Source organism: Georgenia wangjunii (assembly GCF_036421975.1).
In the GTDB taxonomy this organism is placed as follows: domain Bacteria; phylum Actinomycetota; class Actinomycetes; order Actinomycetales; family Actinomycetaceae; genus Georgenia_A; species Georgenia_A wangjunii.
Map to the genome: position 1 here is coordinate 169,575 of NZ_JAZGON010000002.1, position 13,777 is coordinate 183,351.

Sequence of the window (13,777 nt, forward strand, 5' to 3'; positions counted from 1 at the left end):
CCGTCCCGTCACCGTTTTCTCATCGCTGGGTCCGTGCTTGACCGGTCCGGCCGCGCGCCGTGCCGCGCTTGCCGCGGCCACTTCCGGCCTGATGCTGACTATGGCCACCACCACCGCCTCCGCGATGGAGCCCGTTGGCCCCGACGTCCGGGTCGACACCCAGGCAGCGGCGAGTCCGCAGGCCAGCGGCACCGGGATGGCAGAGCCCACTCACACCGTCGCCTCCGGGGACACCGTGGGGAAGCTGGCGCAGCGCTACGACAGCACCATCTCGGCGATCATCGCGGCCAACGGTCTGAACGCGCAGGCCCTGATCCGTGTCGGCGAGGTGCTGACCATCCCTCAGGGGCAGGCCAGCGTGTCAGCCGCGTCGACGGCGACTGCCGTGACCACCGAGCGTGAGACTGCATCGGCGTCGCGCTCCGCGCCCCGTAGCGAGGCCCCGCCGGCCAACACCTCGGGCAACGCGCTCCTGGACATCGCCTACCGCTACATCGGTACCCCGTACGTGTGGGGCGGATCGACCCCGGGGGGCTTCGACTGCTCGGGCTTCACCCAGTACGTCTACGCCCAGGCTGGTATCTCCATCCCACGGTCCTCCGCCGCTCAGCGCAACGCGGGCGCGCAGGTCTCGGCGTCCCAAGCCCAGCCGGGCGACCTGGTGTGGTGGCCGGGGCACGTGGGGATCTACGTGGGCGGTGGGCAGTACGTCGCGGCCTACAGCCCCGGCAACCCGCTGTCGGTGCGCGACATCTACAAGGCCAACCCGACGTTCATCCGGGTGGGCTGAGCAGTGGTGGCCCGCAGCAACCCTGCGGGCCACCACCGAACCGGGTCAGACGAGGGTCTCGGCAGCAGGCGACGAGGCCCTGCAGAAGCCTCCGACCCCATCGCCTGGCTGGTCCGCAACTGACCGGCCAGGCCGCCGGGCTCCGGGTTCACGCGCCCGCGCACAGGGGATGAAGACTCGATGAAGAATCCCCCTACGGCCCCTCCTGGGCTTGGTATCGCTGAGGTCGGCGTGGTTAGTCTCCTTCAGCCACGCGAGGGGTCGGCTGGCTGCTACAGCAGAAGTCCCGCTGCCCGTCGATGACCTTAAGCAGATGGAGACGCCCGTGACACGCAGGACCCGACTCGCAGCCGTTGCCGGCGGGATCGCTCTGACCTTCTCCCTTACCGCATGCGGCGAGGGAGGGCAGAGCACACCGCAGGAGCCCGCTAGCGCCACCGCCGCGGAGCAGACCACCGACAGCGCCTCGCAGACGGAAGCCGAGGACGTCCACAACGACGCGGACACGATGTTCGCCCAGATGATGATCGTCCACCACGAGGGCGCCATCGAGATGGCCGACCTGGCCGTGGAGCGCGCCGAGAGCCAGGACGTGCGCGCCCTCGCGGAGCGGATCTCCGCCGCTCAGGGACCGGAGATCGAGCAGATGGCGTCGTGGCTCGAGACCTGGGGGGAGGAGCCCGCCCCCATGGGTGGCATGGAGGGGATGGACCACGGCGACATGGACATGGGCGGCATGGACATGGAGGGCATGAGCCAAGAGGAGGCCATGGCCGCGCTGGAGTCCCTTTCCGGCACCGAGTTCGACCAGCGCTTCCTTGAGCTCATGATCGCCCACCACCGCGGCGCGGTGGACATGGCCCAGGACGAGCTCGACAGCGGGGAGAACCCCCAGGCGCTGGACCTGGCCCAGAAGATCATCGGTGACCAGCAAGCCGAGATCACCGAGATGGAGGAGCTCCTCCAGAGCCTCTGACACCGACTCGCCCGCCCGTGGGCGAGCCACCCGCTTCTGGAAGCCCCGGCCTCTCTAAGCCTCGATCCGCCGATCCACCAATGGGCCGGGTGCGGCTGGTGAAGCGTGTTCGGCAAGAAGCGCGGCAGAGGCGGCAAGCGCCCCGGTCCGCCAGCCCACGACGACCTCGTGCGCCGCGACTTCACCGCCGCCGCGCCGAACAGGCTGGCTCACGGACATCACCGAGCACCCCACCGGTGAGGGCAAGCTCTAACTCTCCGCGATCAAGCACGTCCACTCGGCCGGACCGTTGGCTACTCCATCAGCGACCGCATGAAGTCACGCCTCGCGGTCGACACCCTGGCCTCGGCGCTCGCTAGCCGCGGCGGCGAGGTCGCCGGCTGGACCGTACATTCCGACCGCGGCTCGCAATCTCGAGCCAGGCGCTTCCTGGCCGAGCTGCGCCGGCACGACCGCCTCGGATCGATGGGCCAGGTCGCCTCCGTCGGTGACAACGCCGCGATGAAGAACTTCTTCGCCCAGCTCCAGAAGAACGACCTCGACCGGCGCCGCTGGGCCACCCGGACCGAACTACGCCTGGCGATGACCACCTGGATCGAGAGGACCTACCACCGCCGCCGACGCCAGACCCGACTCGGACGCCTGACGAGTACGAGACGATCATGACCACTCAGGTCGCACTCGCGGCCTGAGAATGACTGTTACCCGTTCCTGCAGCAGTCGCGGGTGGCGCGGGCCTGGAGGACTCGCTGCTCGACCTCGACGCTGGTCTGGGTCGGCATCGTGTGCGGCCGCGAGGAGCGCGTCACCAGCCCCTCGGGCCGGGTTGGCAGGCCGTGGCCGAGGGTGACGGCTGTGCCGCCTACGGCTTCGGTGACCGCGGTCCATTCGCCCTTGGCGTCGCCGGGGATGTAGATGCGGATGCCGAAGGCGAAAGAGTGGGTGGCGAAGGACTTGGCCAGGGCGGACTTCCCGGTGCCGGTGACGCCCGCGAGGAGACCGAAAGGCTCAGGCCTAGCAGCAGCGCGTAGGCGCGGCTTTCGCCTAGTCGTGCGGCAAGCGGCTGCTGGGCCGCCGTGCAACTAGGTGTGCGACCTCGGAGGCGAGCCGGAGAGGGTGCAGCAGCAGCGCGACCTCACGCGCCGCCAAGCGTGGCAGCGGCGATCCGGTTACGCCAGGAACCAGGGATCAGTACCAAGAACCGAACCCGCCCGTGGGCAGGATCTCCTTGTCAGCGAGGTCTGCCTGTTCCACGTTCCTTGGTCGAGGTCGACCATCCGGTTCGGGTCAGGTTGGCCATCGCCTCGGCGGAGGTCTCGTCCGCCATGGCGGCTCCGCGCGCCCAGCTGGTGGCCAGGGCGACGAGGAAGAGGTCTCGCCCGCGCACGTCTGATCGAGCGCTGCCCTCACGTTGGGCGTCCGCCAGGAACGCGTCGGTCGTGACGATGTAGCCCTGGCACGTCAGCGCGAGCGGGGATGCCTCGACCGACATGGCGGCACGGAGCGGCTCGGGCAGGCCGTCGAAGGCGCTCGCCCAGTCGGTGAGGGCGACGAGCCACTCGTGCAGGGCGCCGGCGGCGTCGGTCGCCCCCTGCCTGATCGCATCTCTCTGGCGCTCCAGCTGGTCGTCGCGCGCGCCCAGCAGGGCGGCGAGCAGGGCCTCGCGGTTCGGGAAGTGGCGATACAGGGTGCCCGCGCCAACGCCGGCCCGTTTGGCGATCGCGTCCAGGGAGCCCGTGACTCCGTGCTCCGAGAAGTACTGCTCTGCCACGTCCAGGATGTGATCCCTGTTCCGCTGGGCGTCCGCCCGAGGGGTCCGGCCTCCACTGGTCGTCGTCGACATTGCGCGCGGGCCTCCCGTTGACAAAGCGGAGACTGTCTCCGTATCGTTCTGGTCTAAGTGGAGACTATCTCCCTTTCCCGCTCATGTCACCCGTGCTGACCCTGGCCGCAGCTGCTGCCCGTCGGCCCTCCGTCCAACTCGAAGGATGCCCATGTCTCAGTCCGACAGTGCTCAGATGGTTCTGGCGCTCCAGGTCGCCAACGGCTACGGCGGCCAGCCCGGCGCCTGGCGCTTCCCTGGCGTCGACCCGTCCAGCTACACCGACATGGACGTCTTGGTGCGGTACGCCCAGGCGGCCGAGCGCGGGAAGATCCAGCTGATCTTCCTGGCCGATACCCCGGCGCTGGACGTGGACCTGGAGAGCCAGGCTCCTCATCACGCCACCGACCCGCTGGTGGTCCTGACCTCGATGGCGCGAGGGACCCAGCGCATAGGGCTGGTCGCGACAAGCTCCACCACCCTGAACGAGCCGTTCACGATCGCTCGGCAGTTCAAGGCGTTGGACGTGGCCAGTCGTGGTCGTGCGGGCTGGAACGCGGTCCCCACCTCCCATCCCGCAGCAGCGGCGAACTACGGCATGTCGCTGCCGTCGCGGGAGGAGAAGTACGAGCGCGCCCACGAGGTCATCCAGGTCGTCCAGGCTCTGTGGGGGAGCTGGGGGGAGCAGGCGTGGCTGCGCGACGTGGAGGGCAAGCGCTTCGCCGACATGTCACAGGTCCAGCCGATCAACCTGCGTGGACGCCACGTCGCCTCGGCAGGTCCGTTGGCCATCCCGCCGTCGGAGCAGGGGCAGCCACCGATCTTCCAGGCCGGCGGTGGGCAGAACGGGCTCGAGATCGCCGCTCGCTACGCGAGCGGTGTGTACGCCAACCCCTTCACGATCGAGGAGGGGCGCGCCCACCGCACCGCGCTGCGCGCGGCGGCCGAGCGGGTGGGCCGCGACCCCGACGAGATCAAGTTGTTCGCGGGATTCATGCCCACCGTGGCGGCCTCGCGACGCGCTGCCCTGGACCGGCGCCGGCTTCTTGACGAGTCGGTCGACCTGAACCAGCGCGTGCGCTACCTCGGCGCGATGATGAACCTGGCACTGTCTCCCGAGCAGCTCGATGAGCCGCTGTCACCGCAGCAGCTGGCTGACGCTCGCCCCAGCCCGGGCGATCCGCGCGCCCCTCACGCGCTCGAGGTGGCACGCGAGGGTTGGACCCTGCGTGACGTGCTCGCGCATGGAGTCATCGACTACCACCCGGTCGTCCCGGGAACCGCGGCCGACGTGGCCGATCACATGCAGGAGTGGTTCGAGGCCGGCGCCTGCGACGGCTTCTCCCTGGCGATCGACGTCTACCAGGACGGGATCGACGCCTTCGTGGACGAGGTCGTGCCCCTCCTGCAGGAACGCGGCGTGTTCCACCTCGACTACTCGGGCGCCACGCTGCGCGAGCACCTCGGCGCCCCCGCCCAGTACGGCACCGACCCCCGCCTTCCCTGACCAGCCCACCACTTTCGTCTTCTCTCGCCTTCAGGAGCACGACCAGCCATGACCACGTTGTCCAACACAGCAGACAGCCCAGTGTCCACTTCGTCCGATCCAAAGACCGCCCGTGAATCCTTGAGGCCGGGTGACGCCTTCATCCTCGGCCTGCTGATGGCCTCGACGTTCCTCGTCCTGCTCAACGAGATGCTCCTCGGGGTCGCGCTGCCAACGCTCATCGCGGACCTGGGCATCACCCCCTCCCTGGGGCAGTGGCTGACCACCGGCTACCTGCTGACGCTGGCCGTGCTGATCCCGGCCACCGGATTCGTCATGCGACGCTTCCACCTGCGCACGATCTTCCTGACCGCGACGGCACTGTTCATCCTCGGAACCGCCGTCGCCGCCGCGGCGCCGGGTTTTGGTGTGCTGCTGACCGGCCGCATCATCCAGGCCGTCGGGACTGCCGTGTTCCTCCCGCTCCTCATGACCACCGCGATGCGTCTGGTTCCGGTCTCTCGTCGCGGCCGGATCATGGCCATGGTCACCGCCGTCCCTGCGATCGCGCCTGCCCTTGGGCCGGCACTGTCGGGGCTCGTGCTGACCTACCTGCCCTGGCGCTGGCTGTTCATCCTGATCCTGCCTCTGGCCGTGATCGCCCTGGTTGCCGGGGCGGTCAAGCTGCGGAACATCACGACCCCCGAAGCCGTCACGCTCGACCTCACGTCCCTGGCGCTGTCCGCGGTCGGGTTCGGGGCCTTGGTCTTCGGGCTCGCCTCGATCGGAGAGTCCGCCTCCGGGCACGCTCCGATCTCTCCGGTCATCCCCATCGTGGTCGGCGTCGCCGGGGTCGCGGCCTTCGCCTACCGGCAGAGCGTGCTGCGCCGCGATCGCGACCCGTTCCTGGATCTGCGGATCTTCCGCACCCGGAACTTCTTCGTCCCACTGCTGGTGATGCTGTTCATCGCGATGAACGGCTTCGGCATCATGCTGGTCCTCCCGCTGATCCTGAACGGCGCTCTGGGCATGAGCACTCTGCAGATCGGGCTGTTCCTCGTCCCGGGTGGAGCGGTCATCTCGCTGGTCTCCGCCCTGGGCGGGCGCGTCTACGACCGGTACGGCCCCCGCCCACTGGCGATTCCTGGCGCGGTCATCTGGATCGCCGCCATCTGGTACCTCAGCACGATCAGCGAGGCCAGCAACGTCTGGGCACTCCTGATGGGCTACCTCGTCATGACAGCCGCCCAGGCGATGATGTGGGCGCCGATGACGACCCTGGCGCTCTCCTCCCTGCCCGCGGACCTCTACCCCCACGGCAGCGCCGCGTTCGCGACCGCGCAGCAGCTCGCCGGTGCCGCCGGAGGAGCAGTCCTGGTCTCGGCCTACACGATCGGGGCCGCCGCAATCAACGCCGGAGAGCTCACCGTGGCCCAGACCGTCGATGCCGGACAGGCCGCCCTGACCGCCGGTGGGATCATCGCGATCGGCGCCCTGATCGGAGTCCTGGCGATCGGGAAGCACCAGGCCACGTCGGCAACACCCGCAACCCGGACCGAGACGCCCGGACTGGTCGAGTCGTGACGACCACAGCAGGAGAGCTGACCACGCAGGATTTCAAGACGATCTTCCGACGTCACACGGCCGCCGTGGCAGTCATCACCCTCCAGGGCCCCACCGGCCCTGTCGGCTTCACGGCGACCTCGGTCATCTCCGTCTCCGCCGCGCCGCCGATCCTGGCGTTCTCCATCGACTCCGCCTCGACGTCCTGGCCCGCTCTGGCCCAGGCCGAGACGGCCGTCGCGAACCTCCTCACCCAGGAACAGGCAGGGCTCGCCTCGCGCTTCGCCACATCGGGAATCGACCGCTTCGCCACCGTCGACTGGTCGATCGTTCCCAGCGGCGAGCCGGTCCTGCACCACACCCGGGCCTGGGTCCGCGGCCGCATCATCGACCGGTTCCCGGCCGGTCACAGCCACCTGGTCGTCCTGCACGCCCTCGAGCACCACCAGGAACGACGTGAAGAACCGGCGCTGCTGTACCAGGACCGCGGCTACCACCAGCCAGGACCCCCCATCTCGTCCCCCTCCTGACGCAACTCGATCGCGTCGGCCAACACCCCCACCCCGCCCCCAGGGCAACGACCAGAGGATCACTATGAAGATCGGCATCATCGGAGCAGGAGCCATCGGAAGCACCCTGGCTCAGCGGTTGAGCGCCGCCGGGCACGACGTCACCATCGCCAACTCCCGCGGCCCGGAGACCATAGACCCCGCCACGCTCAGCACTGGCGCCACCGCAGCCTGGGCCGCCGAGGTCGTCACCGGCGCCGACGTCGTCATCGTCTCAGTCAACCTCGGGCAGGTTCCCGACGTGGCCACCCTGATCCATCAAGCCCCCGCCGCAGCAGTCATCATCGACACCTCCAACTACTACCCCCTCCGGGACGGCATCATCGAGGCCATCGAGAACGGCGAGGTCGAGAGTCTGTGGGTCCAGGACCACTACCAGCGCCCCGTAGCGAAGGCCTGGAACTCCATCGTGTCTACGTCCTTCGCAGACAAAGCCACCAAGCCTGGATCGCTCGATCGGATCGCGCTCCCCGTCGCCGCCGACGACGCCGCGCACCGCACCCTGGCCATGGCCCTTGTCGAGGACACCGGCTTCGACGCATTCGACGCCGGCACGCTCACCGACTCCTGGCGACAGCAGCCCGGCACGCCGGCGTACTGCACCGACCTCACCGCCGACCCGCTGTCGTCCGCCCTCGCGAAGGCTGACGCACGCTACTCAGCACGTCGCCGCGACCTCGTGTGGGAAGTCGTCTCCGAACGAGCCGCCGCCGAAGGAACCGTTCAGGGCAACTACCTCGTCGCCCTGAATCGCGCCATCTACTAGGAACTGCGTCACAACCCTTAAAACCAGAACTCATGGTCCGGTTCAGTGCCGGCAACGCCTACGCGCCACCGAGGTGACGCAACCGCCGCGGCCGGCGCCAGCCCGATCAACGGACCGCGGAATCGAGGGTCGTCGGCCCGTCGTCGTCGTGGCGTGTCTTGCTAAGTACGCGGCCGCCGGCGCCACGTGGCATCAGGCTATGGAGCGAAGGCGGAGGGCAGATGACGCGCCTCCTGTACGTACGTGCTCTCAGACGTCGGAGGCGTCGAAGCCGGTCGTCCGGATGGGCCGAGCTGGGACTCCGGCCACGACGGTGTTCGCCGGGACGTCCCTGGTGACAACTGCGCCGGCGCCGACTATCGCGCCGTCGCCGATGGTCACCCCGGGTACGACGGTGACCGAGGCGCCAAGCCACACCCTGCGCCCCGATCACGACGGGCGCCGGCGTCATGTCGGCTCACCGTGCCGGGTCGACGGCGTGGTTGAGGGTGCGCGGGAGCCACCAAAGGCCCGGAACCGTTGAGAATCCGGGCCTTCGTCGTGGTGCCGGAGGTCGCGGCAGGCGGCCTCGCCCGACTGCGGGCCGCGCAGGCGGGCCGTCGGCCCGCTACGAGGACAGGTCAGGACCGCCGAGCCCGAACCGCTCGGCGGTCCCGGTCAGCTCGAGGAGGTCGCGCAGCGGCTTGGGTGGCCGCGGGAGGCAGACGCCGGGGTTGGCGGCCTGGACCTGGAGGAGGAACTTCAGGCCCGAGGAGTCGATGAACGTGAGGTCCTCGGCGACGATCGCGTCGACATGCCCGGTGTCCCGGTGCTCGGACTGGAAACGGCGGACGGCGCCGAGGTCCACCTCTCCGACGAGGACGACGCACTGGTGACCATCGCGCTCGGCAAGGGTGATCGTCCCGGTCGTCGTATCCACTGCACGAGTCTAGCGAAGGCGGCGCACCACGATGGCGGTTGCGTCGTCGTCCGAGCGCGGGTCGCGGACCTCGGTGATGACGGAGTCGAGCTGGCCCCCGTCGGCGAAGGAGCGCCGCAGGTGCTCGAGCGCCTCGGGCAGCGGCATCCCCCGGCGCTCGACGAGCCCGTCGGTGAAGAGCACGAGCCCTCCGCCGGGAGCGATGCTCAGGTGCCCGGTCTCGGGCATGTCGCCCACGTAGCCGAGCGGCGCCGAGCGCTGGGCACCGGGCCACCCGGCGTCGTCGGCATCCATGACGAGCAGCGGGAGGTGCCCCACCCGCGCGTACTCGGCCTCGCCCGTGGCCGGGTCGATGACGGCGATGAGGAGCGTGGCCATCTCGTCCGGCATGGTCACGCGCATGACGTCGTCGAGCCCGCGCACGACCGTCGGCAGGCACTTGCGGGTGGGAGCCGAGACGAGGAGCGCCCGCAGGCCGTTGCGGAGCTTGCCCATCGTCGACGCGGCGGGCATGCCGTGCCCGGCCACGTCACCGACGGCGACGGCGAGCCGGCCGTCGGGGAGCTCGAGGGCGTCGTACCAGTCCCCGCCGACCCGACCGCCGTCGGCCGGGTCGTAGCGCGCCTCGAGCGACCACCCCGGCACGTCCGGCAGGGTCGCCGGCAGGGCGGAGCGCTGGAGGATCTCCGCGGCGCGGGCATCGCGCCGGCTGCGCAGGTACAGCGCCTCGACGACGTGCCGGCGCACGAGCGCGGCCGTCTCCTCCTGCTCGGGCGTCCACGGCAGGGACGAGCCGCGCACGGTCTCGCGCCACCGCTCGAACGACTTGCGCGGGCTGAGGCGGACCGTGTCGCCCTCGCGGCGGGCGATGGCCTTGTTGTGCGGGTCACCGCCCCAGTCGACGTCGTGCACCTCCTCGCGGCGCAGCCACACGATCCCGTCCTGCGCGGGCAGCGTCACCGCGAGGGCGCCCGCGACGTCGGGCAGGTCCGCGGCGAGGTGGGGCGCGTCGGTGGGCAGGGACGCCGTGCGGGTGAGCTCCGCCTGCTCGTCGAGCGCCCGGTCGAGGAGGGCCACCGCCCCCTCCGGCGCGAACCCCACGGTGGCCGTCTCGCCGTGGGCACGCACGACGGCGCCGTCGGCGTCCATGAGGCGCAGGAGCGTGTCGTCGGCGGCGAGCGCCTCGGCGAGGGGCACGTCCTCCTGCCGGCTCGCCGCGACGAGCCCGGCGAGGTCGGCGCCCGCACGGCGCGCAGCGGCGATCCGGTTCTCCTCGACCTGCGCGACGAGCCGCAGGGACAGCACGGAGCCGAGGAACTCCGCGGCCGCCCGGACCCCGTACGGCGGGGCGTGCGGGCCGGAGTAGTGGTGGCAGGCGATGAGCCCCCAGAGCTTGTCGTCCTTGAGGAGCGAGATCGACATCGAGGCCGTCACGCCCATGTTCTGCAGGTACTCGACGTGGATGGGGGAGACGCTGCGCAGCGTGGCGAACGTGAGGTCGACCGGGGCCGCCGCGCGCGGGTCGTCCGCGGCGAGGAGGCGGGACGGCGTGTATCCGATGTCCGAGATGAGCCGGATCCAGTTGCGCTCGTACAGCGCGCGGGCCTGCCGCGGGATGTCAGTCGCGGGGTAGTGGAGCCCGTAGAAGCCGTTGAGGTCCGCGCGCTTGTCCTCGGCGACGACCTCGCCGTTGTAGTCGTCGTCGAAGCGGTAGACCATGACGCGGTCGAAGCCGGTGAGCCGGCGCACGTCGCGGGCGGTGACGGTGTACAGCTCCTCGAGGCTCGCGGCCCGGTTGAGCGCCCCGACCGTGCTGCGCACCGCCTGGAACGTGTTGCCGTGCTCGAGCGGGCGGGGCCCCGCGGCCGGCTCGAGCTCGACGATGACGAGCCCGTCGGTCTCGGGCGGGTGGTGGACGACGGCGTCCGTCGGCACCCCGTGGACGTGGACGAGCACGGGGTTGCGGTCCCTCACCTCGCCGTCGGCGGCGAGGTGCGCCTCGATCGTCGCGGCCGCCTCGACGTCGATGACGTCGGAAAGGGTCCGGCCGAGGGCGTCCGCCGCGGGGAGCCCGAGGTGCTCGGCCGTGCTCTCGGAGGCCTGGAGGACCGTCCAGGCGGCGTCGAGGACGAGCAGGACGCCGCGGGGCTGGATCGACCCCGGGACGTGGATGGGCTCGCGCGCACAGTTCTCGAGGTCGACCTCGACACCGGGGTTCAGCAGGATCTCGTCCACGCACCGCTCCTCTCGAAGCCCCCATCTTGCCCGAGCGGCGGGCACGTCGCGGACGCCTTGGTTGGTCCGCCCGGCCTGACCACCGCCGTCGGCGTGGGAAACTGCTCCCATGGCTATGCGTGACATCCGCGTCGTCGGAGACCCCGTCCTGCGCACCCCGTGCGAAGAGGTCCGGGAGATCGACGACCGCGTCCGGTCCCTCGTGGAGGACCTGCTCGAGACCGTCGACACCGAGGGGCGCGCAGGCCTCGCCGCGAACCAGATCGGTGTGAGCCTGCGGGCCTTCTCGTGGAACATCGAGGACGAGATCGGCTACGTGCTCAACCCCCGGCTCGTCGCGGTCTCCGAGGACGAGTTCCAGGACGGCGACGAGGGCTGCCTCTCCGTGCCCGGCCTGTGGTTCCCCACCAAGCGCGCCTGGTACGCCCGGGTCGAGGGCATCGACCTCGACGGCAAGGACGTCGTCGTCGAGGGGGAGGAGCTCATGGCCCGCTGCCTCCAGCACGAGTGCGACCACCTCGACGGGATGCTCTACCTCGACCGCCTCGAGCGGAACGAGCGCAAGAAGGCCATGCGGGCCATCCGCGAGCAGCTCTGAACCTGACCCCATTTCCGCCGTCCGCTCGGCATGACGGGCGATCGATGGCATGATGGGCGACGTTCCGCCGTGAACATGTGACTCACCTGGTCACCGACTGAGGTCGTAGGGGAAGACGTACCTCAACCGGACTAGGAGGGTCGACATGAGTGGTGCTATCACCCGCGGTGTTATCTTCGTGCACTCTGCGCCCCGTGCGCTGTGCCCCCACGTGGAGTGGGCGGCAGGCACGGTGCTCGACGCGCGCGTCGCGCTCGAGTGGACCCCGCAGCCTGCGGCCGACGGCCTGTTCCGGGCCGAGTACTCCTGGGCCGGCCCCGTCGGGACCGGTGCGCGACTCGCCTCCGCCCTGCGCGGCTGGACGCACCTGCGCTACGAGATCACCGAGGACCCGGCTCCCGGGGTCGACGGCGGCCGCTGGTCCCACACGCCTGAGCTCGGCATCTTCCATGCCCAGACGGACGCCCACGGGAACGTCGTCGTGCCGGAGGACCGCATCCGGGCGGCGCTCGAGCAGGTGAGCGACCCCCGCCGCATGCGCCACGAGCTCGACCTCGCGCTCGGCCAGGCCTGGGACGACGAGCTCGAGCCGTTCCGCTACGCCGGAGCCGGCGCCCCGGTGCGCTGGCTCCACCGCGTCGGCTGACCCAGGGTCCGCTGACCCCGGTCGGTCGCCCTCGCGCCGGCTGCCCCCGGCGGGCGCCGTCAGCGCCCGCCGGCAGGGGTCAGACCGAGCGGACCACGAGCGCGACGTTGTGGCCGCCGAAGCCGAACGCGTTGTTGAGCGCCGCGATCTGGCCGGCGGGGAGCTCGCGCGGGGTGTCGCGGACGAGGTCGATCTCGATGCCCGGCTGGATCTCGGTGACGTTGATCGTCGGGGGAGCGGTCCGCTCGTGGAGGGCCAGCACCGCGAAGATCGTCTCGAGCGCGCCGGCGCCGCCGAGCAGGTGGCCGGTCATCGACTTCGTCGCGGAGACGGCCACGTGGTCGGCCTCGCCGCCGAGCCCGCGCCGGATCGCCGTCGCCTCGACGCCGTCGCCGGCGGGCGTGGACGTCGCGTGGGCGTTGACGTGGACGACGTCGCGGCCGGTGAGGTCGGCGTCGTCGAGGGCGAGGCGCATGGCGCGCTCCTGCCCGGCTCCCGTCGGGTCGGGCGGGGCGATGTCGTAGGCGTCCGAGCTCATGCCGACCCCGGCGACCTCGGCGTAGACGCGGGCGCCGCGGGCGGCGGCGTGCTCCGCGCTCTCGAGGACGACGACCCCGGCACCCTCGCCGAGGACGAACCCGTCGCGGGAGACGTCGTAGGGGCGCGAGGCGCCGGCCGGGTCGTCGTTGCGGGTCGACAGCGCGCGCATCTTGGCGAAGGCCGCGATGGGCATGGGGTGGATCGCGGCCTCGGTCCCGCCGGCGACGACGACGTCGGCGCGGCCGGAGCGGATCATCTCCACGGCGTAGCCGATCGCCTCGGCGCCGGAGGCGCAGGCGGAGACGGGCGTGTGCGTCCCGGCCTTCGCGCCCACCTCGAGCGAGACGTACGCAGCGGGGGAGTTCGGCATGAGCATGGGCACGGTCAGCGGCATGACGCGCCGCGCGCCCTTCTCACGGATGGTGTCCCAGGCGTCGAGCATCGTCCACACCCCGCCGATGCCGGAGGCGATGACGGCGCCGATGCGCTCGCCGTCGAGCTCGGGCGAGCCGGCGTCTGCCCAGGCCTCGCGGGCCGCGATGACGGCGTACTGGGCGCTCGGGTCCATCCGGCGCTGCTCCGGGCGGGCGAGGACGTCCGCTGCCGGCACGGCGAGCTGCCCGGCGAAGCTGACGGGGATCTCGTAGCGCTCGGCCCAGTCGTTCTCCAGGGTGCGCACACCGGAGCGTCCGGCGAGCGCGCCCTCCCACGTGGAGCGGACGTCACCACCGAGCGGCGAGGTGGTGCCGAGCCCCGTGACGACGACGGTGGTGCTGGCCATGCTGACTCCTGGGGTCGGGCTCGGGTCGAGCTCGGAAGACGGGTGGGGCGCCGATCGCGCCGGTCCAACGCGCGTGCTGCGTGCTG

12 protein-coding genes and 2 pseudogenes are annotated in these 13,777 nt (G+C 70.9%); 9 read left to right on the forward strand and 5 right to left on the reverse strand.

Going from position 1 to position 13,777, the window contains the following annotated elements; all coding sequences use genetic code 11:
* Positions 1-100: 100 nt before the first annotated feature.
* The 3 genes and pseudogenes from V2J63_RS04725 to V2J63_RS04735 form a co-directional block, all read left to right on the forward strand.
* Complete coding sequence (locus V2J63_RS04725; RefSeq protein ID WP_331229852.1) at positions 101-790, forward strand: C40 family peptidase; 690 nt, start codon at positions 101-103, stop codon at positions 788-790.
* A 325-nt stretch (positions 791-1,115) separates the two neighbouring features.
* Positions 1,116-1,766, forward strand: coding sequence for a DUF305 domain-containing protein (locus V2J63_RS04730; protein WP_331229853.1), 651 nt, complete (start codon positions 1,116-1,118; stop codon positions 1,764-1,766).
* Positions 1,767-1,868: 102 nt separating this feature from the next.
* Positions 1,869-2,432 (forward strand): annotated as a pseudogene (locus V2J63_RS04735) (DDE-type integrase/transposase/recombinase); the annotation flags it as partial.
* Positions 2,433-2,997: 565 nt separating this feature from the next.
* Here V2J63_RS04735 and V2J63_RS04745 read toward each other — a convergent pair.
* The gene (locus tag V2J63_RS04745; protein WP_331229854.1) at positions 2,998-3,609 is read right to left on the reverse strand and encodes a TetR/AcrR family transcriptional regulator; all 612 of its coding nucleotides are present in this window, start codon (positions 3,607-3,609) and stop codon (positions 2,998-3,000) included.
* A gap of 145 nt (positions 3,610-3,754) precedes the next feature.
* Between V2J63_RS04745 and V2J63_RS04750 the strand changes: the two genes are divergently transcribed.
* The 4 genes from V2J63_RS04750 (at position 3,755) to V2J63_RS04765 (ending at position 7,972) form a co-directional block, all read left to right on the forward strand.
* Complete coding sequence (locus tag V2J63_RS04750) at positions 3,755-5,095, forward strand: NtaA/DmoA family FMN-dependent monooxygenase (RefSeq protein ID WP_491062215.1); 1,341 nt, start codon at positions 3,755-3,757, stop codon at positions 5,093-5,095.
* Between the two features lie 48 nt (positions 5,096-5,143).
* Positions 5,144-6,658 carry a DHA2 family efflux MFS transporter permease subunit gene (locus V2J63_RS04755; protein WP_331229856.1) on the forward strand — a complete coding sequence of 505 codons (1,515 nt, stop codon included), beginning with the start codon at positions 5,144-5,146 and terminating at the stop codon, positions 6,656-6,658.
* Positions 6,655-7,167: a flavin reductase family protein gene (locus V2J63_RS04760; protein WP_331229857.1), complete on the forward strand. Its 513-nt coding sequence runs from the start codon at positions 6,655-6,657 to the stop codon at positions 7,165-7,167. Before V2J63_RS04755 ends, V2J63_RS04760 begins: the two co-directional genes overlap by 4 nt.
* A 64-nt stretch (positions 7,168-7,231) precedes the next feature.
* On the forward strand, positions 7,232-7,972 hold the full coding sequence (locus V2J63_RS04765) for an NADPH-dependent F420 reductase (RefSeq protein WP_331229858.1): 741 nt from the start codon (positions 7,232-7,234) through the stop codon (positions 7,970-7,972).
* A gap of 249 nt (positions 7,973-8,221) precedes the next feature.
* On the opposite strand, the pseudogene V2J63_RS04770 reads toward V2J63_RS04765, so the two are convergent.
* The 3 genes and pseudogenes from V2J63_RS04770 to V2J63_RS04780 all read right to left on the reverse strand — a co-directional run.
* Positions 8,222-8,462: pseudogene (locus V2J63_RS04770) on the reverse strand (DapH/DapD/GlmU-related protein); the annotation flags it as partial.
* 117 nt (positions 8,463-8,579) lie between these two features.
* Positions 8,580-8,891, reverse strand: coding sequence for an STAS domain-containing protein (locus V2J63_RS04775; protein WP_331229860.1), 312 nt, complete (start codon positions 8,889-8,891; stop codon positions 8,580-8,582).
* 9 nt (positions 8,892-8,900) lie between these two features.
* Complete coding sequence (locus tag V2J63_RS04780; RefSeq protein WP_331229861.1) at positions 8,901-11,126, reverse strand: SpoIIE family protein phosphatase; 2,226 nt, start codon at positions 11,124-11,126, stop codon at positions 8,901-8,903.
* Between the two features lie 109 nt (positions 11,127-11,235).
* Here V2J63_RS04780 and def point away from each other — a divergent pair, with 109 nt between their 5' ends.
* A complete protein-coding gene (gene def, locus V2J63_RS04785) occupies positions 11,236-11,724 on the forward strand; it encodes a peptide deformylase (RefSeq protein ID WP_331229862.1) in 489 nt (162 codons plus the stop codon).
* A 145-nt stretch (positions 11,725-11,869) separates the two neighbouring features.
* On the forward strand, positions 11,870-12,370 hold the full coding sequence (locus V2J63_RS04790) for a DUF3145 domain-containing protein (protein ID WP_331229863.1): 501 nt from the start codon (positions 11,870-11,872) through the stop codon (positions 12,368-12,370).
* 79 nt (positions 12,371-12,449) lie between these two features.
* On the opposite strand, the gene fabF is transcribed toward V2J63_RS04790, so the two are convergent.
* Positions 12,450-13,691 carry a beta-ketoacyl-ACP synthase II gene (fabF, locus tag V2J63_RS04795; protein ID WP_331229864.1) on the reverse strand — a complete coding sequence of 414 codons (1,242 nt, stop codon included), beginning with the start codon at positions 13,689-13,691 and terminating at the stop codon, positions 12,450-12,452.
* Between the last annotated feature and the right edge of the window lie 86 nt (positions 13,692-13,777).